We start from the raw sequence: 20,550 nt of genomic DNA on the forward strand, positions 1-20,550 counted from the left end.
GCGACGCTACTGGTATGCAGGTCGCCGTCCTCGCCCACGACGCGTTTCCCGACCGCGCCAAGACGGCCGTCGGACTCCTTCGCTACGGTGACCACGAGGTCCGGGCGGTGCTGGACCAGGCGCGCGCGGGCAAGCGCGTCACCGACGAGCTCCCGGGCGTGCAGGACGCCCCTATCGTTTCCTCGATGGCCGACGTGCCCGCGGTCGACGCGCTGGTTATCGGCGTCGCCCCGATCGGCGGCGGGTTCGACGAGTCCTGGCGACCGGACGTGCGAGCGGCGCTGGAGCGGGGTTGTCACGTCCTGTCGGGACTGCACTACTTCCTCGGCGAGGACGACGAGTTCGCCGAACTCGCCGACGAGCACGGCGGCCGGCTCGCCGACCTCCGAAAGCCGCCCGACGACCTCACCGTCGCCGACGGGACCGCCGGCGGCGTAGACGCCACGGTGGTCACAACCGTCGGCACCGACTGCTCGACGGGGAAGATGACCACGGCCTTCGAGCTCCGGGACGCCGCCCGGGAGCGGGGACTCGATGCCGCCGTCGCCCCGACGGGCCAGACCGGCGTCGCTATCGAAGGGTGGGGTATCGTCGTCGACCGCGTGATTTCGGACTACGCCGCTGGGGCGGTCGAGCGGCTGGTCGAGACGCCGGCGGGGCTGGACCTCGTCGTCGTCGAGGGACAGGGCGCGCTCGCCCACCCGGCCTACTCGGGCGTGACGGCGAGCATCCTCCACGGCTCGGCGCCGGACGCGCTCGTCATGTGCCACGAGGCCGGGCGCGAGTCGGTCCACGGCTACGAGTCGTTCGCGATTCCGCCGCCGGGCGAGTACGTCGACATCTACGAGCGCCTGGCCGGGCCGGTCTCGGGCGCGTCGGTCGTCGCCGGCGCGCTGAACACGCAGGGGCTGGCCGACGACGCGGCCGACGACGCCGTCGCGGACTACGCCGAGGCCATCGGCGCGCCGGCGACCGACCCGGTCCGTGACGGGATTCCCGACGAGGTGCTCGACGTGATAGTATGAACTGGACCGTCGAGCGCCACGACCTGCCGCTCTCGACGCCCTTCGGCATCGCTCGGGGGACGGCCGAGACGAGCGAGACCGTCGTCGTCGAGTTGACGCACGAGGACATCACGGGGTACGGCGCGGCTACTCCGTCGTCGTACTACGACGAGACGGCCGAGTCGGTGGCCGGGGCGCTCCCGGCGCTGCTCGAAACCGTCGACGAGGTCGGCGACCCGCACGCGGGCCAGCGCATCGAGCGACTGCTACACGAGGAAGCGCCCGACCGGCCGGCGGCCCGCAGCGCCGTCTCCATCGCCGTCGCCGACCTCGCGGCCCGGGCGCTGGGCGTCCCGCTGTACCGCCAGTGGGGGCTCGACCCCGAGCGGGTGCCGCCGACGACCTACACGGTCGGTATCGACCCGCCGGCGGAGATGGCGCGGAAGGCCCGGGCGGCCGCGGAGGCCGGCTTCTCGATACTGAAGCTGAAGCTCGGTACCGACGGCGACCGGGCGCGGTTCGAGGCGGTCCGCGAGGCCGTCCCCGACGCCGAGCTCCGGGTCGACGCGAACGCGGCGTGGGAGGCCGACGAAGCCGTCGAGAAGAGCGGGTGGCTGGAGGCCGGCGGCGTGACGATGCTCGAACAGCCCGTCGCGGCCGACGATATCGCCGGCCTCCGGCGAGTCGCAGACGTGACCGCGATGCCGGTGTGTGCCGACGAGGCCTGCCGGACCGCGACGGACGTGCCCCGGCTCGCGGACGCCTGCAGCGTCGTCAACGTCAAACTCGTCAAGTGCGGCGGGCTCCGAGCGGCGCGGCGGCTGGTTCACACGGCCGACGCCCATCGGCTCTCGACGATGGTCGGCTGTATGGTCGAGTCGAACGCCTCGCTGGCCGCCGCCGTCCACCTCGCCCCGCTGGTCGACTACGCCGACCTCGACGGGGCGCTCCTGCTCGCCGCGGACCCCTTCGACGGCGTGGCGCTCGACGACGAGCGCTTCGACCTCCGAGCGGTGGCGACGGGCACCGGCGCGCGCCGGGCGTGAGCGGGGCGAGTGACCGAGCAGTTCGAGCGGTCGTGTCGGCTGGCAGTACTGTTGTTGGCGCCTGCTTTATTTACGGAATTGCTTGAGAAATCATGGCTGATAACCGGCAGCACAGAGCTATATGTCGGTTTCCGAACGGTGATGTATGTCCAAAGCGACAAGCGAGGAGACGACCGACCTCTCCAGAACAGTGCTGTGTGTGGACGACGACGAGCGTATCGGAGCGGTGGCCGAGGCCATCGACACCGAGGGGACGCTGTCGGCCGTCGAGGCGACCTCGGTCGAGGGCGCGACCCAGCGGCTCCGCGAGGAGTCCGTCGTCTGTGTCGTCACGAGCTACGAGCTGTCCGACGGGACCGGGATGGACGTCATCCGCGCCGTGCGCGAACACGCGCCGCAGGTACCGAGCGTCCTCTTTACCGACCGCCCGCCACAGGATATCGACACGGACTCCTTCGAGGAGACCATCGTCGAGTATCTCAACCGCGACCTCCCGGACGCCCACGACCGACTGGGCTTTATTACCAACGACGTCATCGAACACAGCGCACAGGTCGGCTTCCTGCGGCCCGACGACGAGGAGGAGCGGCTGGCGACGCTGGCCGAGTACGACATCGACGAACTCCCCATCGAGGAGAGCTTCGAGCGGCTCACCGACCTCATCGCGAGCCACTTCGACGCCGGCGTCGCCTTCATCGGCCTCATCGAGAAAGACGAGGAGAGCTTCCTCGCCTGTCACGGGGCCGACCTGGACAGCCTCACGCGGGAGGACACCATCTGCACCCACAGCATGCTCCAGGAGGACGTCATGGTCATCGAAGACATCGCCGACGACAACCGCTTCAACAAGAACGAACAGCTCGAGAACCTCGGTATCGTCTCCTACGCCGGCGCGAACATGACCGCCCCGAACGGACAGGTCATCGGGCAGGTGTGTCTCATCGACTTCGAGAGACGGAGCTACGACGCCGAGGAACGCGCCGAACTGCAGGACTTCGCCGAGACGGCGATGGAGATTCTGGACCTGCGACAGTCGCTTCGAGCCGCCCGCGGCGAGGAGGTGGCACAGTGAGCCTCGCGACCGACGGCTTCGACGTCGACTCCCTCTCGCTTGGCCCCATCGACAGCGGGACGAGCGTCCTGCTGACCGGCGAGGACGCCGACGCGCTACAAGCGGTGTTCAGCCGGCTCGTCGCGGCCGACGACGACGAGCGCTCCATCGTCCTCTCGACGGGCAGCGGCGGGCGGTCCGTCCAGCGGGACCTCAACAGCGTCCGAACCGGGGCCGGCTCGCGCGCCTCTGTCCTGACCTGTGAGGGGCCCGCGGCCGGCGACGACATCCAGTCCGTCGACGACATCAGCGACCTGACGCGGCTGGGCATGGACTTCTCGACGCTCGTGGCGTCGGCCCAGCAACACTCCGACCGGTTCCGCTCGGGCATCATGCTCTGTTCGACCATCGCGGGCGAAGTGGACGACACCCGGTCGCTGTATCGGTTCCTCAACTCCAACTTCCTGACCGAACTGCGCCGGGGCGAAGGGATCGGCGTCTGTGCGCTGGACACCAGCGCCGACATCGGCGCCGACATGGGCAGCACCATCAGCGGCCTCCAGACCTCCTTCTCGGCACACATCGAGGTCGAGAAGACCGGTCCCGGACAGGCGACGCTCACCGTCGACGGGCTGGGCGGGTCGGAGACGGTCGACGTCGCGCTGTAAGGTCGAAAAACGGTTTTGCGGGATTCAGGCGCTCTGGACGGCGTCGAGCAGCTCCTCGTAGTCGGGCTCGTTGGTCGGGTCGTCGGCGACCCAGCTGTAGGTGACCTCGCCGTCGTCGTCGAGGACGAACACCGAGCGGTTCGCGACGCCGTGGAGTCCGAGGTCCTCGATGTCGATTCGGACGCCGTAGTTGTCGATGGCGCCGCGACTCATGTCGCTGACGAGCGAGAACTCGAGGCCGTGCTCGTCGCGGAAGGCGTTCTGCGAGAACGCCGAGTCGGCGCTGACACCCAGAATCGTCGCGCCGGCGGCCTCGAAGTCGCCGAGGTGTTCCTGCAGCGCGACCATCTCGTTGGAACACGGCGGGGTGAACGCGCCGGGGAAGAACGCGAGCACGACCGGACCGTCACCGAGGTGGTCGGACAGTTCGAAAGCCTCTACCTCTCCGTTCGCGACCGTCGCGGAGATGTCGGGCGCGGAATCGCCTGTTGATACCATCGGGCAGGTGTAGGTGCGGGACCCGGATAAATGGTCGTCCGCCGGCGTGAACTGCCAGCTTCCTCTGGCTACTTTTCGCTCCGGGCCGACCATCCGGACGTGCGTCAGGTTCTCGTCCTCGCCGTCGTCGTGCTGGCCGGCTGTAGCGGCGTGTTCGGCAGCGGCGCGGCGGGTGACACCCCCGAAGTCACGCCGGCGCCCGTGCCGACCCCGTCGTCGGGGAACGTGTGGCTCCCCCAGACCGCCGACGGGACGCCAGCCGTGGGTCGTATCATCGCGGGCCATCAGGAGGCGCTTTCGAGCCGGGACTTCCACCGACGGGTCGTCGACGGGGACCTCTCGACCACGGATGTGTGGGTCGACCGCGCCGCCAACCGGGTTCGAGTCCGCCGCGTGACCACGCAGACGAACGACGTCGTGCTGGCCGACGGTCGTCGGTACGTGCGGAGCGCGGACGGCCCCGTCAGCAGCGAGCGCCTCGACGACGACAGCGTCCCGTACGTCGACAGCACGACCGGCTTCTTCGTCCTCCAGCAGCACGTCGCCGGGCTCGTCTACAACCGGACGGAGACGGTCGAGAGGAACGGGACCGAACTGGCGGTCCTGCGGGCGAACACGACCGAGTCGACCATCTCGCGGTCGGGCTCCCGGACCGTCGTCGCCGCCGACTCGACGCTGTACGTCGACCGCGAGGGCGTCATCCGGGCGATGGACCACCGCGAGCGCTACGCCGACGGCACGGTCCGGACGCTCCGCTATCGGGTCTGGACCGGCGAGGACAGCGTCGCGATGCCCGACTGGTTCACCGAGCGGTAGTCAGAGCCACTCGGCGAAGGCGTGGTGCTCGCGACAGTGCTCGAAGTACTCCCGTTGCATCTCCATCATCGCCTCGTCGAGCGCTAGCCCGTCGTCGAGATGGGCACGGACGCGGTCGACCTTCCACGAACTCGGCGTCTCGCCGGCCGCGTACCGCTCCTCGATTGGGCCGAGATACTCGTCGATGCGGGTCTCGGGAATCTCCTGTGCCTCCAGTCCCAGCCGGGCGTAGCGGAATATCTCGTCGAAGATGACCTCGTGGTCGGTGGTGCGCTCGCCGTGGACGGTGACCCACGAGAGGTCGGCGTCCAGCCCGTCCGAAGCGGCGGCGTAGAAGCTCCGCTCGGCCTCCTGCCACGGGAGCTCCGTCACGGGGTGGTCCGCGACCACGAGGCCGCGGATGAGCCCGACCGTCAGCGCCTGCAGGCCGATCATATCCTTGACGTGTGGCTGGGTGGGCAGCGGGCGGTACTCGATGCGCAGCGACCGCTCGTCGCTCGCGCCCTCGACCGGCGCCCCGCCGACGACACAGCGGAGCCAGCGCCAGTAGGTCCCCCGCTTGTGGTCGAACTCCCAGATGCGGTCGTCCAGCGCCTCGCGTTCGCTCTCGTCGAGCCACTCCCGGAGGAACGGGCCAAAGAGGTCGTCGGTCACGACGCGGTCGACCACGTCCGAGACGGTGTCGATATCACGAGGCACCTTCACCTTCGGGCGGTCGCTGGTGTTGACCGACTGCTCGAAGGCGGCGATTCGCAGCTCGTGGTCGGTGTTTTCACACAGCCACTCGCCGTCGGTGTCGGCCGGGTAGAAATCCGCCGGCAGGAACGGCGAGTTCGTCGACAGCGCTACCAGCGGGCCCAGCGTCCGGATAGCGGCGTTGTAGTACTCGGGGAACGCGTCGCTGTCGGGAATCTGGAGGTGTGGCTGGATGGAGGTCGCCAGCGACTCGAACAGGATCGTCGGGAACGACCCCTCGTAGCCCGGCACAGAGAAGTCGATGGCGCCGCCGGCGTGCCGGACGGCTTCGTTGTCCAGCGCGACGTAGCGGGGGGCCTGACGCATGTTCTCGGCCAGAATCACGCCATCCCGGTTCTCGTGGTCCGAGAGGTACGCCTCGCCGCCCTCTTCGGGCGGGATGGTCCACATCGCGTCCAGAATCAGCTCGCAGTTGTGTTTGCTCGCCTGCTGGCGGGCCTGCTTGGTGTGCATCTCGACGGCGGTCGTCTGGACCTCCATGCCGGCCCCGTCGAAGGTGTTCGGTTCGGTGTTGATTTCGGCGTTGTGCAGGCCCAGCTCCTTGTTGGCCTCGCCCTCGAACACCACGTCGGGCAGCCGGGTGAGCCGGCCCTCCCACTCCTCCGGCTCCATGTACGGCTCGTCGTCGTCCTCGGCTTCGGCCTCGACGGTCGGTTCGGCCTCCGGTTCCTCGGGTTCGTCGGGCTCGTCGGGGGCGAGCGGGCTGTCGGGGTCCACGTCGAGGGACGGCCCCTCACCGGGCCCGAAGCCGTCGTCGGCCTCGTCCGCGTCGGCCTCGTCCGCGCCGTCGTCCGGCGGCGGCGTCTCGCTGTCCGGCTCCAGCGACGCGCCGCTGCCGCCGGAGTCGCTCCGGGGCTCCAGCGAGCCGTCCCAGGCGTTCCCGCTCTCGTCGCCCGCGAGGTCGTCCTCGGCCTGTTCCTCGCCCTCGTCCGCGTCGTCCTCGTCGGGTTCCGGCGGCTCGGGCACGCTGTTGATCGCGTACAGTTCGACCTCCAGCCCGACCGAGAACCCCTCGTTGTCGAACTCGCCGGCATCGATCGCCCGGCGCAACTGGTCGGCCTGTGCGTCGACCCGGTCGGTGAACTCCACGTAGGTCTCCTCGGCCAGCGACCGGCGCACCAGGTCGACGATATCGTCCATGCAGCAACTGTGGCGGCTCTTGCATTATAAGTGGTGCGTCCGGTAGTGACATCGGTTGCCGCGACAGCCGAGTGTGACAGCCAGAAACCCCCGAGCCCAGCGCCCCTCGGCGCTTTCCGGCCGTACAGGCCACGGCCCGCCGAATCAGCCGCGCCTTATTCGAACAGGTCCTCGTGGCGCGCCGCGAGGTTCGCGTAGTCGCCCGAGGAGAAGGCCTCGAACACCTCGTCGGGGTCGATTGTCGTCTCCGAGAGCGGCGTCACCTGTGCGGGGCTGCCACGGACGAACGACTCGGGGGGCACCTCGTAGCCCGGCGGGACGACCGTCCCCATCGCGACGATGGAGCCGCGGCCGATGGTGGCGTCGCTGACGGTGGAGTTGAACCCCACGAGCGCCCCGTCTTTCACGTCGGCGTCGTTCAGCACGGCGCCGTGGCCGACCATCACCTTCTCGCCGACGGTCGAGGCGTGGAGGACGGCCCCGTCGCCGATGGCCGTCTCGCGGCCGACCTCGACCGGCCCGACGTCGCCCCGGAGCACCGCGCCCGGCCAGACGTTGGCGTTCGGCCCGACGGTCACGTCCCCGACGGCCGTCGCTTCGCGGCTGACGTGGGCGTAGCCGTGGATATCGGGTGTCGCTCCCTCGAACTCGTACTCGCGACTGTCCATACGGATATCGGGAGTGGGCCATCCGAAAAGATACCGGTCGTCTAGAACGTGAGCCGTTCGAGCAGCCGCCGACCGAGCCCCGGTCGTCGCGACTCGTGGGGGTACACCGTGACGGTCGTACAGCCGGGGTTCGGGACGGTCGGGCGGTCGTCTAACACCGCGTCGCGGACCCGCTGGTCGGCGCCACGGCGCACCAGCAGGTCCGGTCGGGGCGGGGCGCCGCCGTCAGTCCGGAACGGTTCGGACTGGACGGGAACGGAGAGCAGCGCCGACAGTTCGGACTGGTAGTCTTCGATAGTCCGCTGCTGCTCGTCGGTTCCGTTCCCGGGGTGCCACATCGAGATGTGCCCGCCGTTGGCGGCGGCGATGGCCCCGGCGACGTTCACCGCGAGCGGCGGGTACGGGCCGCCGTCGCCGGAGAGCGCGACCGTCTTCGGCTCGTCGTACCCCAGGTTGTCGACGAGCAACACGTCACACGGGGCGTGGCGGACGACCCAGTCGATGGGGTCGCCGAGCAGCCGGGAACGGAGCCGGAGCGGCTCGTGTTCGGCCACGACAGTGTCGACGCCGCGGTGCTCGGCGAAGTTCACGACCGCGTGTTTGGTGTCGTGGCTGACGATCTCGTCGGGCTCGATGTCGACGCCCAGCTCGTCGGCGAGTTCGCCGATACGCGTCTCGAAGGAGAGGTCGGCCGACGACTGGACCGTGGCGTCGTCGGTGAGCGGGGCCTGGTCGGGAATCTCCTCGAACCGGACCGCGACCACGCGACCGTCGTCGGCCCTGACGAGGTCCGCGGCCAGCGCCACGAGCGCGCGTTCGCGGGCCGGGTCGGCCTGCTTCGTGAGCGCGACGAGCACCTCGTTGGGCGTCTCCTCGATTGCGGATTCGACGTCCGTCAGCGCCTCGCGGCCGACCTGCCGGCGGATGGCGTCGGTCGCCGCGCCCTCGCGGTCGACCCGCGAGCGGACGTACACGAAGTACCAGACCACGCTCCCGACGGTGATACCCGCCGCACCCCAGATGGCGTCTGCCCCCATCTGCGTGAGCAGCAAGATGCCGGTGAGGGCCCCGAATATCTGCATCCACGGGTACAGCGGCGAGGTGAACTCGGGCTCGTACTCCACGCTCCCCTCCCGGAACGCGACGACGGCCACGTTGATGAGTGCGAACACCAGTATCTGGAAGGCGCTTGCGAGCTTCGCTATCTGGAGGATGGGGAGGAAGGCGATGAGCGCGAGCAGGACCGCACCGGTGAGGGTGATAGCGTTCAGCGGCGTCCCGAACCGCTCGCTGACTTCCGAGAACGACGGCGGGGCGAGCTTGTCCCGACTCATCGCGAACGGGTATCGCGACGAGGAGAGGATGCCCGCGTTGGCCGTCGACACCAGGGCGAGCATCGCGGCGAGGATGACGGCGAGCCAGCCGGCGTAGCCGAGTGTCGCGTCCGCGGCGACGGCCACCGGCGTGTCCGACCCGGCGACGCTACCGGGGTCGGTCACGCCGACGAGCACGGCGACGATGGCGACGTAGAGCAGCGTGGTGAACACGAGCGAGCCCAGTATCCCGAGCGGAATGTTCCGGCCGGGGTTCTCGACCTCCTCGGCGACGCTCGCGACCTTGGTGACGCCCGCGTAGGAGACGAACACCAGCCCAGTCGCCGCGAGTAAGCCCCCGACCCCGTCGGCGAAGAAGTTCGCGTAGTTGGCCGACTGGACGCTGGGAGCGCTCCCGGCTGCGAACCAGCCAAGCGCGGCCAGCATCACGACGACGATGGCGACCTGCAGCCGACCGGTCTGTTTGGCACCGACGATGTTGATGAGGATGAGGACGGCGGCGAGCGCCAGCGCGACTGGCTTCGTCGGGAGATCGAGGAGCAAGAGGAGGTAGGGGACCCCGCCGACCAGCGCGAGCGCGCCCTTGAACGACAGCGAGAACCACGTTCCCACACCCGCGATAGTCCCGAGCAGCGGTCCCATCCCGCGCTCGATGTAGATGTAGGTGCCGCCGGCTTCGGGCATCGCGGTTGCCATCTCCGACTTCGAGAGGGCGGCGGGCACGACGAGCAGGCCGGCCAGCGCGTACGCCACGATGACGGCCGGGCCGGCGATTTCCAGCGCCAGCGCCGGGAGGATGAAGATGCCGCTGCCGATCATCGCGCCGATACTTATCGCCAGCACGGACGGGAGTCCGAGGTCGCGTTCGAGGTCTTTCGTCATGAGTGAGATGAGGTGGGTTCCGAGAGCGTCTGTTCGACCGCCGCACCGAGCGCCGCCGAGAGACAGGTGGAGCCACAGACGACGGTAGTCGCGATGTCCGCGACGGCCTCGCGTCGCTGCGGGTCGTCGAGCAAGACGACGAGAGAGCCGGTTTCGAAGCGCGTTCGCAGCAGTTGCGCCACGAGCGACGCCCGCCGGTCACGCCGGAGCGCGACAACCGCCACGGCCGCCCCAGCGCCGGCAGCGAGCGTCGACCCGACGTTGCTGTCGGTGACGACGAGCAGCGACGGCGCTGACGGTGAACGGGCGAGTGTGTCCGTCAGGCGGGTTCGGAGGGTCATGTCGTGTGGGACGGCGGTGTCGGACCGGCAAAGCGCCGCCGCACCGCGCAGTCACTACCCGCCTTTATATTCCGGAACCGGATAAAGAACTAGGTTCGGGTTCCGTTTCGGAAATATGTTAGAGTATATATCCGTCCGCCGGAACTATATCCTCATTTATCATCGTCAATTCTCTCCCCGCAGAACTGGTGGAACGGGCGCGTGTACTCGTTGCGGATGAGGTCCTCGTCGACGACTTCGAGCCCGATGTCGTTGAGGTCGCGGCCGATGCGGCTGAGGTCGTTGCCGTCGACGCCGACGACCTCGACGTGGACGTTGTCCGCGCCGGTCATCACCTCGCGGAGCGCGACCACGCCGTCCACGTCGAGCGCCCGCGTCGCTATCTCCTCGCGCTCGTGAATCGGGGCGGTACAGACGATGAGCGTGTGGAGCTGGTAGCCGGCGGCCTCGTAGTCCACGTCGACGTCGTACCCCCGGATGACGCCGCTGTCCTCCAGGTTGGTGATGCGATTGCGGACGGTGCGGGCCGAGACGTCCAGCGACTCCGCGATTTCGCTGGCGGACGTGTGGCGGGCGTCGCGTTGCAGCGCGTGGATTATCTGTCGGTCGAGGTCGTCTATCGGGTACTCCGAGTCGGCCATGCCCACCCGTTTGCGAGGGGATGGCACAAAAGTTCGTGATTCTCGCGCACGTAGACCGCGGGGGAGGAGAGCCTCGCCGTCGGGTCGTCGTGGACTCGGAGACGCGTTGTTCGACAGAAAGTACTCAAGGGCATCGTGCGTGTATCGGCCAATGCAACCGCGTTCGGCCGCCCTGCTCCTGCTTTTGCTTTCTGTCACGGCCGGCTGTCTGGGCTTCGACCAGCGGTCCGATATTCCCGACCCCGACAAGCAACTGGAACTGCGTAACGACTGGAACCAGACCGTCACAGTCGGCGTCGAGGTGATTCGAAACGCCACGAACGCCACGGTCCACCGCGGGAGCTACGAAATCGAACCGAACACGCAGCGAGCAGTGTACAGCACGGCCAAAGCGAACCCGGAGGGGGCCGAATACTTCAGGTTCGTACTGACCGCCCGGAACACGACGGTACAAGAGACCATCAGAACGAGTACCTGTTACGGCGGCCCGGTGCTCGAGATAGCCGCCGACGGGACGGTGTCTTCGCACTACAGCGTCTGTTGAGTCGCTCCGGGTCAGCGTCCGAGTTCCGCGTGCGCCGAGGAGAGATGTCGGGAGGACAGCGCCGCGAGCAGGGAGAGCTCGCCGGCCAGCACGCCCGCGGCGATGACCTCCGCCAGCGCGTCGGCGTTGCTCCCGGCGGGGTCGCCGCCGCCGGCGTAGCCCAGTACGTCCAGTGCTTCGGCCTGCGTCGGTAGCGAGGTGCCGCCACCGACGGTACCGACTTCGAGCGACGCCAGCGTCACCGAGGCGTAGAGCCCGTCCTCGCGCGCGTCGACGGTCGTGATGGTGTTGCTCCCTTCGACGACCTGGGCGGCGTCCTGTCCCAGCGCGAGGAAGGCGGCGGCGACGACGTTGGCGGCGTGGGCGTTGAAGCCCAGCGCGCCCGCCTTCGCCGAGCCGACCAGGTTCTTGCGGGTGTTGGCCTCGGCGATGGCTGCCGTCGTCGTGTCCAGCCGTTCCTCGACCTGCTCGTGGGGGACCAGGACGTCGGCCGAGACCGTTCGGCCGCGACCCTCGACGGCGTTGATGGCAGCGGGTTTCTTGTCCGAACAGAGGTTCCCCGACAGCGCGACGAGGTCCGCCGGCGTCTCGGACTCGACGACATCGCAGGCCGCCTCCGTGGCGATGGTGGCCATGTTCATCCCCATCGCGTCCTTCGTGTCGTAGGAAAAGCGCAGGAAGACGCTGTCACCGACGACGTAGGGCGTCACGTCCTGTAGCTCCCCGTGGCTGGTCGTCGACTCGGCGGCCTCGGCCAGCTCCGCGACGTGTTCGCGGACCCACGCCGACACCTCGCCGGCCTCGGCCACGTCGGCTACTTTGAACACGGGCGCACGCGTCATCCCCGATTTCAGCACCCGCGCGGTCGCGCCGCCGGCGTGCCGGATGGTCGAGACGCCCCGGTTGACACTCGCCAGCAGCGCGCCCTCCGTCGTCGCCAGCGGGAGGTAGTGCTCGCCGTCGGCGGCGCCGCCGTCGACGGGGAGCGGGCCGACGACGCCCATCGGAATCTGGGCCGCGCCGACCATGTTCTCGACGTTGCTGTCGGCGTCGGCGGCGTCGAAAGCGTAGTCGCCGACCGTCGAGAGGTCGGCCCCGGTCTCTTCGGCCAGCAGGTACCGGCGGGCCGCGGCGGCCGTCTCGGCGTCGGCGTGGTCTTCGAGTTCGTAGAGGCGCAGTTCGCCCTCGCGGACGCGCTCGGCGAGGGTCGCGGCGTCGGTGTCGGTCATACAGGTCGGTTGCGGGCCGGCCCCCTAACAGTTGCTCTTGTCGGTCGTTGCGACGCGAACGGAGGCGAGCGGTGAACCGCGACCGGCGGCTGTAGTAACAATTGAAACGATTCACACACCGACCGCACCGTCCTCAGAAATCTTCGATTTCTGATGGGCTGCACGAGATCGGAGCTCTCGTGAACGCTGTCGGCGGTCGGGTGTGCGTTAATTTTCAACGGCTACTACAGTCCGTCCGTTGCAGGTCCGGCTCGCCGGGCGGCGTCTCGTACCGGGCCAGCAGTTCCCGGTCCGTGTCGGCCGAGTCCTCGCTCTTGTCGACGCTGTAGGCGCTGTACGTACACTTCTCCGGCGTGAACTCCACGGTCGCGTACCCCCAGTGGTGGCTGTCGAAGAAGTCGATGTGGGGGTTGTGCGTCTCGACGTACTCGCGGACGGTCGCTTCGCTGTCGGGGTCGTCCTCCAGTTCCAGCAGTTCCAGCAGGTTCTGGCTTGTCACGGCGGGGGTCATGAACTCGACGCCGTAGCGGGTGCCACCGCCCTCGATGTAGCCCGCGAGCGCGGTGTGCATGTCGCCCGTGAGCGCGACCAGCGAGCTCTCGCCCGCGTCGGCGTACTGGAGCAGGTGGTCGCGTTCGGCGGGGTACCCGTCCCAGGCGTCGGCGTTGCGCAGTTCGGCCGACTCGATATCGAGGTCGAGCGACATCGCCAGCACCTCGTTGGCCCAGGCCGTCCACGTCGCCGAGCAGTCGGCCAGTCGGTCGGCGAACCACTCGCGCTGGGGCGCCCCGAGCATCGTCGCCGTGATCTCCTCGCCCGCGCTGCCGATGTCGACGGCGCGCTGGTCGGCGTCGGCCGGTGCGGTCCGGTAGAGCCGCTCGTCGGTGAGGACCAGGTCGACGAGGTCGCCAAAGCGCAGCCCCCGCTGGAGTTCGATACGGTCCAGCAGCGAGTCGGCGTCGGGGTCGAACGGGACGCGTGTCGGCGTGTACTCCCACCACGCGCGGATACCGTCGGCGAACAGCTCCGTCATGAACTCGGCGTCGTCGTTGCGCGGGTGGTCGCCGTCGCCGGCGTGTGGGCGGTCGTCCTCGTAGTCGTAGTACCGGTCGTTGACGATTTCGTGGTCGTCCCAGACGGGCACGACGGGGTGGGCGGCGAGCGCATCTCGCAGGAAGCGGTCGGTGCGATACGTGCGGTGGAGATAGCGGAAATCGTCGAGCCCCATCGCGACCGACGCCCCGCTCGGCAAGGTCAGCGAGCGGCCGTCGTACTCGCTGTCGCCGCCGTACTCGTAGATGAAATCGCCCAGATGGACGATGAAGTCCACGTCGGCGTCCGCGATGTGACCGTAGGCCCCGTAGTAGCCGTTCCGGTAGTCCTGGCAGGTCGCGAGCGCGAACGCGACGCGCTCGGGGCTGGCGTCGGCGGTGGGCAGCGTCCGACAGCGGCCGACCGAGGAGGTCGCGCCGTCGTAGGCGAACCGGTAGTAGTAGCTCCGGTCGGCGTCGAGCTCGCCGTTCAGGTCTACCTTCGCCGTGTAGTCGTGTGCCGTGAGTCGGTCGGCGGGCACCTGCCACGAGCCGACGACAGCCGAGAGCTCGCGGTCGGTGGCGACAGTCAGCGTAAGCGGCGTGTTCGCGGTGTGGGCGTCGGGGGCCACGCGGGTCCAGCAGACCGCACCGGCGTCGGTCGGAGCGCCGCTGGCGACGCCCTGCGGGAACACGTCCGCGTCCGGCGTGCCCTCGGTCCGTGGCGTCGCTGTCGGAAGCGCGTCGGTGCCGTGTGCCCGGGCGACCCCGGTCGGGAGGGCCGTCGCCAGTGCGGCCGCGAGAACGGCCCGCCGCCCCGAATCGACGTCGTCTGCGCCGGTCATACCGGTGGAAGGGGCGAGAGCCACAAAGTTACCAGAGGTCGAAGGCGCCGTAGGGCTCGCTTACGGCGCCCTCGTCGTCCCCGGCGACGGACGCGTAGCGGGCTCGTGGATGTGTTACCCGGTACCATACACCAAAATCTATCGGTTCGCCGCTCCGACCTACTATTCTCCTCACCGGGCCCTATTGAAGGCAAAATCTTTTCAATAGAGGGGTCCGAACGGCTAGACACCTATAGGAGGGTCAACTTTGCCCGAAATGGAAACGGCTGAGTTCGAGACCGACCTCAGCCTCTTCAAATACGACAACCTCGAACAGCTCCCACCGGCCTATCGGGAGCTAGAGGAGGACGAACGGACCGAGCGCATCGAGCGAGCGCTCGAGACTCTGGGTGACGACGTGGTCATCCTGGGGCACAACTACCAGCGTCGCGAAATCGTCGAGCACGCGGACTTCATCGGGGACTCCTACCAGCTCTCCAAGGAGGCCGCGGCCGCCGACGCCGACTACGTCGTCTTCGGCGGCGTGACGTTCATGGCCGAGTCCGCCGACATCATCACCGACGACAGCCAGAGCGTCATCCTCCCGTCCATGGAGGCGTCCTGTCCGATGGCCGGGATGGCCGAGGCGCTGCAGGTCGACGCCGCGTGGGCCGAGCTCACCGCCGAGACCGACGAGAACATCATCCCCATCACGTACATGAACAGCTACGCCGACCTGAAGGCCTTCTGCGCCCAGCAGGGCGGGCTGGTCTGTACGTCTTCCAACGCTCACAAGGCCTTCGAGTACGCCTTCGAGCAGGGCGACAAGGTCCTGTTCCTCCCGGACAAGCACCTGGGCGAGAACACCGCCTACCGTCTGGGGATGGAAGACGAACTCGTCGACTGGGACCCGTGGGACCCCGAGGGGACCACCGCCGAGGACGCTGTCGAGAACGACATCATCCTCTGGGAGGGGTACTGTCAGGTCCACGAGCGCTTCCGCGAACACCACATCGACCAGATTCGGGACGAGCACCCCGACGCCAACGTCATCGTCCACCCCGAGTGCCGCCGGGAGGTCGTCGAAGCGGCCGACGTGAGCGGCTCCACGGCGACTATCTGTGAGATGGTGGCGGAGGCCGACCCCGGCGACACCTGGGCCATCGGCACCGAGATCCACCTCACCTACCACCTCCAGCGCTGGCACCCCGAAGTGAACGTCGTCCCGCTGTGTGGCGACGCCTGCATGGACTGCAACGCCATGCGCCAGATAGACCCGAACTACCTCACCTGGGTCCTCGAAGAGCTCGTGGCGGGCCGCGAGCGCAACGTCATCGAGGTCGCTCCCGAGGAGAAGGAGCTAGCACAGGTCGCACTGGACCGGATGCTGGAAATCTGAGTATGAGCGAGTACGACACTTCCGACGTACTGGTCGTCGGCTCCGGTATCGCGGGGCTGGCCGCCGCACTCGGCGCCGTTCGCGAGCTCGAACAGCGTGAGCGTTCGGAGCAGGCGAGCGGCGAAGCCGCGAGCAGCGAGGTCACGATAGCCACGAAGGCCACCCGACCGGAAGGGGCCTCCTCGTGGTGGGCGCAGGGCGGCATCGCCGTCTCCCGGGACCACCCCGACCAGTTCAAGCGGGACATCCTGACCGCGAGCGACGGCACCGCCGACCCCGACGCCGTCGACGTGCTCGTCGAGAACGCCAACGACGCCGTCGAGGACGTGCTGCTCGACACGCTGGAGGTGGCGTTCGACGCGAACGGCGACGACCTGGACTTCACCCGCGAGGCCGCCCACAGCGAGGACCGCATCCTCCACGTGGACGCCGCGACGGGCAAGCACATCCACGTCCCGTTCCTGAACTACCTGGACGACCACGAGCGGGTGCGGATTCTGGACGACACCGCTGCACTGGAACTGATTCGCCACGAGGGCCGCGTCCACGGCGCGATGCTCGACTCCGGCGGCGAGGTCCGGCCGCACTTCGCCGGGAGCGTCGTGCTCGCCACCGGCGGCATCGGCGAACTCTACCCCCGGACGACCAACCCCGACAACGCCACCGGCGACGGCATCGGGATGGCGGCACTGGCCGGTGCCGAGGTCGCGGACATGGAGTACGTCCAGTTCCACCCGACCGTGGCGACGCCGGGCGAGGCCCAGCGGGCCTCGGCGCGAGGCGGTGAAACCGCCGAGGACGACGGCGACGTCTTCCTCGTCAGCGAGGCCGTCCGCGGCGAGGGCGGCCTGCTCAGGAACGGCGACGGCGAGCGGTTCATGCCCGACTACCACGAGGACGCGGAGCTGGCACCGCGAGACGTGGTCGCCCGCGCCGTCACGGCCGAACGCGAGGCGACCGGCGAGGTCACCCTCGACGTGAGCCCGCTGGAGTTCGCCGCGGAGTTCCCCGGCCTGGCACAGCGCTGTGTGGACCACGACATCGACTACGAGGACGGCATCCCGGTCGCGCCCGCCGAGCACTTCCTCTGTGGCGGGGTGGCGGTCGACGACCGCGGCCGGACGACGCTCGACCGCCTCTACGCCGTCGGGGAGTGTTCCCGGACCGGCGTCCACGGCGCGAACCGGCTGGCCTCGACCTCCCTGCTCGAAGGGCTGGTCTGGGGCCTGCGCGCCGGCGAGGACGCCGCCGGAAACGGCGTCGAGCCCATCGAGGCCCCGGACCTGCTGGAACGGGACCCCGACCTGCCCGCGCGGTTCGCCCGGGACAAGATGCACCGACTGCGCCGCGTGATGGACGAGCAACTCGGTGTGGAGCGCGACCCGGACGAACTGGGCCGCGCCATGGCGATGCTCCGCCGGCTCAAAGGCGAGGTCGACGCCTACGTCCGCACGCGGACCAGCCGCTCGCTGTACGAGCTGCGCCACGCGAGCGTCACCGCGCTGCTCGTCGCGCGCCACGCGAGCGAGAACACCGAGAGCGTCGGTACCCACAACCTCGTCACCGGGGAGCCGGCGGAGCCCTCCGCCGACTGATGCTGACCGACGCCGACGTCGAACGGTGGCTCCGCGAGGACGTTGGCCACCACGACGTGACCAACCAGGTCCCGGGCGACACCGAGGGCCGTCTGGTGGCGAAAGAGAGCGGGACGATAGCGGGCCTCGATGCGGCAGACGCCGTGTTCTCGTATCTGGACTGTGAGCCGGCGCTGGAAGTCGACCCCGGCGACCGCGTCGAGCCCGGCGACATCGTATTGGGCGTCGACGGCCCGGCCCGCGAGGTCCTGCGCGGCGAGCGCGTCGCGGTCAACGTCGTCGGCCACGCCGCGGGTATCGCGACGGCGACGGCGGCGGCCGTCGCAGCGGCCAGGACAGTCTCCGACGACGTGGCCGTCGCCGGCACCCGAAAGACCACGCCCGGACTGCGCGGCGTCGAGAAGCGCGCCGTCGCGGCCGGCGGCGGCGATACCCACCGACTCGACCTCTCGCACATGGTGATGGTCAAGGACAACCACGTCGCCGAGATGGGGCTCGAAGGGGCTATCTACCATTTCCGGGACCGGGCGTCCTTCGCGACGAAGCTCGACGTGGAGGTCGAGACCCCAGAGGACGCGCCCAGGGCCGCCGAGGCCGGTGCGGACATCGTCCTGCTCGACAACATGACGCCGGCCGAGACCGAGCGGGCCGTCGAACTGGTGGCCGAGAGGGACGGGGAGACGCTGACCGAGGCCAGCGGCGGCATCACCGTCGAGACGGTCGCCGACTACGCCGCCACGGGCGTCGACATCGTCTCGATGGGGTCGCTCACCCACTCCGCGCCGACGCTCGACCTCTCCTTTCGGACCGGGTGAGCAGGACACTTTTCAGCGACGGCGACCGAGTCGGAGACGATGCCAGCGGACGCACGCACCTGTCCGGACCACGGCTTCTTCGAGGGGCCCGACTGCCCGCGCTGTGGCGCGGCGGGTGAGCCGGTCGTCGAGGGCGGTCGGCGGCGGCAGCTCTCGAAGTTCGTGTCGGGCGCTCTGCGACACTTCCCCGACGACGCCGGGCTGGAGCTGGACGACGCGGGCTGGACGCCGCTTCCCGACCTCGTCGACGCCGTCGAGTCGAAGTACCACTGGCCCGACCGCGAGACCGTCGAGGCCGTCCTCGCGACGGACCCGAAGGGCCGGTTCGAGCGCGACCCCGGCTTCGGGACCGCGCCGGACCGCGTCCGGGCGGCCTACGGCCACTCGGTCGAGGTAGACATCGAGGACGACGGCGGCCCGGTGCCGGAGACGCTCTATCACGGCACCGCGCCCCGAAACGTCGAGTCCATCACCGACGAGGGGCTCCGGCCGATGAGCCGCCAGCGGGTCCACCTCTCGGCGAGCGTCGAGACGGCGACGGACGTGGGCAATCGCCACGCCGAGGACCCGGTAGTGCTCGAAGTCGACGCGGGGGCGATGGAACGGGACGGCCACGACATCGCACACAGGGGGGAAGCGACCTACACCACCGAGTGCGTCCCGCCGCAGTACCTCTCGCGGCGGTCGGAATAACGCCGTTACTCCACCAGCGGTTCGCCGGTCATCTCCTCGGGCTGGTCGATGTCGACGAGCGAGAGCATCGTCGGCGCGAGGTCGGCCAGCGTGCCGCCGTCGCGGGCCGACCGTCCGGCGGCGGTCCCGTCGGGCGCGACGTAGATGAACGGCACCGGGTTCGTCGTGTGTGCGGTGTGGGGGTCGTCCTCGGTCCCCATGTCGTCGGCGTTGCCGTGGTCGGCACAGACGAGGACGTGCCCGCCGGCGTCGTGGATGGTCTCGACCAGCCGGCCGAGCTGTTCGTCGACGGCCTCGACGGCGGTGGTCGCCGCGTCGAAGTCGCCCGTGTGGCCCACCATGTCGGGGTTGGCGTAGTTCAACACCAGGGCGTCGGGGTCCTCCGTCTCGATGACGTCGATAGCGGTGTCGGTGACGCCGGGGGCGCTCATCTCGGGCTGGAGGTCGTAGGTCGGCACGTCCGGGCTCTGGACGATTTCGCGGCGCTCGCCCTCGAACTCCACTTCGCGCCCGCCGTTGAGGAAGTAGGTGACGTGCGGGTACTTCTCGGACTCGGCCAGCCGAAGCTGGGTCAGGCCGGCGGTCGAGAGCACCTCACCGTAGGTCTGCTCGGGCTGGTTCGGCGGGAAGGCGACGGGGAGGTCGAAGGTGCTGTCGTACTGCGTCATCGTGACCATCCGGATGGTCGGCGGCTCGGTGTCGGCGCCCCACGCGTCCGGGCGGATGTTCGCGAGCAGCCGGGTGAGCTGGCGGGCGCGGTCCGAGCGGAAGTTGAAGAAGATAGCCGCGTCGCCGTCGGCCATCCCCTCGTAATCGCCGACGACGGTCGGCTCGATGAACTCGTCGGTGGTGTCGCGGGCGTACGATTCGGTGGTGGCCGTGACGGCGGCGCCGACCTCGTGGTCGCCGTCGGCGTCGACGACGGCGTCGTAGGCCCGGCGGGTGCGCTCCCAGTTCTGGTCGCGGTCCATGGCGTAGTAGCGGCCGGTGACCGTCGCGACGTGGCCGGTACCGTGTTTCTCGGCGTGGGACGCGAGCTGGGAGAGGTACCCCTCGCCGCCCTTCGGCGAGGTGTCGCGTCCGTCGGTGAAGGCGTGGGTGACCGCCTCCGTCCCGCGCTCGTCGGCGAGTTCGATGAGCGCGTGGAGGTGGTCCTGATACGAGTGGACGCCGCCGTCGGAGACCAGACCCATGAAGTGGACTGTGCCGTCGTTGGTCTCGGCGTAGTCGAAGGCAGACAGGATCTGTTCGTTCTCGAAGAAGGGCGGGTCCTGGTCGTCCTCGTCGGGCGGGCTCGTCCCACGCGACCGGGCGACGGCGTCGCTGACGCGCGCGGAGTCCTGCTTGACGACGCGGCCGGCGCCGATGTTGAGGTGGCCCACCTCGCTATTGCCCATCTGGCCCTCGGGCAGTCCGACGCGGCGCCCGTGTGTCGTCAACGTCGAGTCCGCGCCCGCCTCGCGGTACCGGTCGAAGTTCGGTGTCTCGGCCGCGGCCACGGCGTCCCGTGCGTTCTCGTCCGGATTCAGTCCCCAGCCATCGAGGATTACGAGCCCGACTTGCATACTCGAAGGG

General features: G+C 69.1%; 19 protein-coding genes. 10 read left to right on the forward strand and 9 right to left on the reverse strand.

Features of this window, described 5'->3' with window-relative positions; translation table 11 throughout:
• Positions 1-14 precede the first annotated feature (14 nt).
• The 4 genes from NDI56_RS09790 (at position 15) to NDI56_RS09805 (ending at position 3,769) form a co-directional block, all read left to right on the forward strand.
• Positions 15-1,025 (forward strand): N-acetyltransferase DgcN family protein, encoded by a 1,011-nt coding sequence (locus NDI56_RS09790; RefSeq protein WP_310919296.1) that lies wholly within the window; start codon positions 15-17, stop codon positions 1,023-1,025.
• On the forward strand, positions 1,022-2,050 hold the full coding sequence (locus NDI56_RS09795; protein WP_310919298.1) for a dipeptide epimerase: 1,029 nt from the start codon (positions 1,022-1,024) through the stop codon (positions 2,048-2,050). Before NDI56_RS09790 ends, NDI56_RS09795 begins: the two co-directional genes overlap by 4 nt.
• 145 nt (positions 2,051-2,195) lie before the next feature.
• Positions 2,196-3,122 (forward strand): GAF domain-containing protein, encoded by a 927-nt coding sequence (locus NDI56_RS09800; protein ID WP_310919299.1) that lies wholly within the window; start codon positions 2,196-2,198, stop codon positions 3,120-3,122.
• Complete coding sequence (locus tag NDI56_RS09805; RefSeq protein ID WP_310919301.1) at positions 3,119-3,769, forward strand: DUF7504 family protein; 651 nt, start codon at positions 3,119-3,121, stop codon at positions 3,767-3,769. Before NDI56_RS09800 ends, NDI56_RS09805 begins: the two co-directional genes overlap by 4 nt.
• A gap of 24 nt (positions 3,770-3,793) precedes the next feature.
• Here NDI56_RS09805 and NDI56_RS09810 read toward each other — a convergent pair whose 3' ends face one another.
• Positions 3,794-4,267: a redoxin domain-containing protein gene (locus NDI56_RS09810; RefSeq protein ID WP_310919303.1), complete on the reverse strand. Its 474-nt coding sequence runs from the start codon at positions 4,265-4,267 to the stop codon at positions 3,794-3,796.
• A 99-nt stretch (positions 4,268-4,366) separates the two neighbouring features.
• Between NDI56_RS09810 and NDI56_RS09815 the strand changes: the two genes are divergently transcribed.
• On the forward strand, positions 4,367-5,083 hold the full coding sequence (locus NDI56_RS09815) for a hypothetical protein (RefSeq protein WP_310919304.1): 717 nt from the start codon (positions 4,367-4,369) through the stop codon (positions 5,081-5,083).
• On the opposite strand, the gene NDI56_RS09820 is transcribed toward NDI56_RS09815, so the two are convergent.
• The 5 genes from NDI56_RS09820 to NDI56_RS09840 form a co-directional block, all read right to left on the reverse strand.
• Positions 5,084-6,979 (reverse strand): glutamate-cysteine ligase family protein, encoded by a 1,896-nt coding sequence (locus tag NDI56_RS09820; protein ID WP_310919305.1) that lies wholly within the window; start codon positions 6,977-6,979, stop codon positions 5,084-5,086.
• A 155-nt stretch (positions 6,980-7,134) separates the two neighbouring features.
• Positions 7,135-7,647, reverse strand: coding sequence for a gamma carbonic anhydrase family protein (locus NDI56_RS09825; RefSeq protein WP_310919307.1), 513 nt, complete (start codon positions 7,645-7,647; stop codon positions 7,135-7,137).
• Between the two features lie 41 nt (positions 7,648-7,688).
• Positions 7,689-9,863: a universal stress protein gene (locus tag NDI56_RS09830; RefSeq protein ID WP_310919308.1), complete on the reverse strand. Its 2,175-nt coding sequence runs from the start codon at positions 9,861-9,863 to the stop codon at positions 7,689-7,691.
• A complete protein-coding gene (locus NDI56_RS09835) occupies positions 9,860-10,204 on the reverse strand; it encodes a hypothetical protein (RefSeq protein WP_310919309.1) in 345 nt (114 codons plus the stop codon). The genes NDI56_RS09830 and NDI56_RS09835 overlap by 4 nt, the downstream gene beginning before the upstream one ends.
• Positions 10,205-10,356: 152 nt before the next feature.
• Positions 10,357-10,845 (reverse strand): Lrp/AsnC family transcriptional regulator, encoded by a 489-nt coding sequence (locus NDI56_RS09840; protein ID WP_310919310.1) that lies wholly within the window; start codon positions 10,843-10,845, stop codon positions 10,357-10,359.
• A gap of 151 nt (positions 10,846-10,996) precedes the next feature.
• Here NDI56_RS09840 and NDI56_RS09845 point away from each other — a divergent pair, with 151 nt between their 5' ends.
• Positions 10,997-11,389, forward strand: a complete 393-nt coding sequence (locus NDI56_RS09845; protein ID WP_310919311.1) for a hypothetical protein — start codon at positions 10,997-10,999, stop codon at positions 11,387-11,389.
• A gap of 11 nt (positions 11,390-11,400) precedes the next feature.
• On the opposite strand, the gene hmgA is transcribed toward NDI56_RS09845, so the two are convergent.
• Entirely contained in the window at positions 11,401-12,618 is a 1,218-nt protein-coding gene (gene hmgA / locus NDI56_RS09850) for a hydroxymethylglutaryl-CoA reductase (NADPH) (RefSeq protein WP_310919313.1), read from the reverse strand.
• Between the two features lie 214 nt (positions 12,619-12,832).
• Positions 12,833-14,494 (reverse strand): alkaline phosphatase D family protein, encoded by a 1,662-nt coding sequence (locus NDI56_RS09855; protein WP_310919314.1) that lies wholly within the window; start codon positions 14,492-14,494, stop codon positions 12,833-12,835.
• 256 nt (positions 14,495-14,750) lie between these two features.
• Here NDI56_RS09855 and nadA point away from each other — a divergent pair, with 256 nt between their 5' ends.
• From nadA to NDI56_RS09875, 4 genes are read left to right on the forward strand one after another with little or no spacing between them, the layout of a single operon-like run.
• Positions 14,751-15,872, forward strand: a complete 1,122-nt coding sequence (gene nadA, locus NDI56_RS09860; protein ID WP_310919316.1) for a quinolinate synthase NadA — start codon at positions 14,751-14,753, stop codon at positions 15,870-15,872.
• Between the two features lie 2 nt (positions 15,873-15,874).
• Positions 15,875-17,467 carry an L-aspartate oxidase gene (locus NDI56_RS09865; protein WP_310919317.1) on the forward strand — a complete coding sequence of 531 codons (1,593 nt, stop codon included), beginning with the start codon at positions 15,875-15,877 and terminating at the stop codon, positions 17,465-17,467.
• Positions 17,467-18,282 (forward strand): carboxylating nicotinate-nucleotide diphosphorylase, encoded by an 816-nt coding sequence (gene nadC, locus NDI56_RS09870; RefSeq protein WP_310919318.1) that lies wholly within the window; start codon positions 17,467-17,469, stop codon positions 18,280-18,282. Before NDI56_RS09865 ends, nadC begins: the two co-directional genes overlap by 1 nt.
• A gap of 39 nt (positions 18,283-18,321) precedes the next feature.
• Entirely contained in the window at positions 18,322-18,975 is a 654-nt protein-coding gene (locus tag NDI56_RS09875; protein WP_310919319.1) for an RNA 2'-phosphotransferase, read from the forward strand.
• Positions 18,976-18,980: 5 nt separating this feature from the next.
• Here NDI56_RS09875 and gpmI read toward each other — a convergent pair whose 3' ends face one another.
• Positions 18,981-20,540 carry a 2,3-bisphosphoglycerate-independent phosphoglycerate mutase gene (gene gpmI, locus NDI56_RS09880; RefSeq protein WP_310919320.1) on the reverse strand — a complete coding sequence of 520 codons (1,560 nt, stop codon included), beginning with the start codon at positions 20,538-20,540 and terminating at the stop codon, positions 18,981-18,983.
• Positions 20,541-20,550 lie beyond the last annotated feature (10 nt).

Source organism: Halomicroarcula saliterrae (assembly GCF_031624395.1).
GTDB classification, from domain to species: domain Archaea; phylum Halobacteriota; class Halobacteria; order Halobacteriales; family Haloarculaceae; genus Haloarcula; species Haloarcula saliterrae.

Coding starts and splice junctions, on each gene's coding strand:
- NDI56_RS09790 (WP_310919296.1), top strand. CDS start 15: ATGCAGGTCGCCGTCCTCGCCCACGACGCGTTTCCCGACCGCGCCAAG.
- NDI56_RS09795 (WP_310919298.1), top strand. CDS start 1,022: ATGAACTGGACCGTCGAGCGCCACGACCTGCCGCTCTCGACGCCCTTC.
- NDI56_RS09800 (WP_310919299.1), top strand. CDS start 2,196: ATGTCCAAAGCGACAAGCGAGGAGACGACCGACCTCTCCAGAACAGTG.
- NDI56_RS09810 (WP_310919303.1), bottom strand. CDS start 4,267: ATGGTATCAACAGGCGATTCCGCGCCCGACATCTCCGCGACGGTCGCG.
- NDI56_RS09820 (WP_310919305.1), bottom strand. CDS start 6,979: ATGGACGATATCGTCGACCTGGTGCGCCGGTCGCTGGCCGAGGAGACC.
- NDI56_RS09825 (WP_310919307.1), bottom strand. CDS start 7,647: ATGGACAGTCGCGAGTACGAGTTCGAGGGAGCGACACCCGATATCCAC.
- NDI56_RS09830 (WP_310919308.1), bottom strand. CDS start 9,863: ATGACGAAAGACCTCGAACGCGACCTCGGACTCCCGTCCGTGCTGGCG.
- NDI56_RS09835 (WP_310919309.1), bottom strand. CDS start 10,204: ATGACCCTCCGAACCCGCCTGACGGACACACTCGCCCGTTCACCGTCA.
- NDI56_RS09840 (WP_310919310.1), bottom strand. CDS start 10,845: ATGGCCGACTCGGAGTACCCGATAGACGACCTCGACCGACAGATAATC.
- NDI56_RS09845 (WP_310919311.1), top strand. CDS start 10,997: ATGCAACCGCGTTCGGCCGCCCTGCTCCTGCTTTTGCTTTCTGTCACG.
- hmgA (WP_310919313.1), bottom strand. CDS start 12,618: ATGACCGACACCGACGCCGCGACCCTCGCCGAGCGCGTCCGCGAGGGC.
- NDI56_RS09855 (WP_310919314.1), bottom strand. CDS start 14,494: ATGACCGGCGCAGACGACGTCGATTCGGGGCGGCGGGCCGTTCTCGCG.
- nadA (WP_310919316.1), top strand. CDS start 14,751: ATGGAAACGGCTGAGTTCGAGACCGACCTCAGCCTCTTCAAATACGAC.
- NDI56_RS09865 (WP_310919317.1), top strand. CDS start 15,875: ATGAGCGAGTACGACACTTCCGACGTACTGGTCGTCGGCTCCGGTATC.
- nadC (WP_310919318.1), top strand. CDS start 17,467: ATGCTGACCGACGCCGACGTCGAACGGTGGCTCCGCGAGGACGTTGGC.
- NDI56_RS09875 (WP_310919319.1), top strand. CDS start 18,322: ATGCCAGCGGACGCACGCACCTGTCCGGACCACGGCTTCTTCGAGGGG.
- gpmI (WP_310919320.1), bottom strand. CDS start 20,540: ATGCAAGTCGGGCTCGTAATCCTCGATGGCTGGGGACTGAATCCGGAC.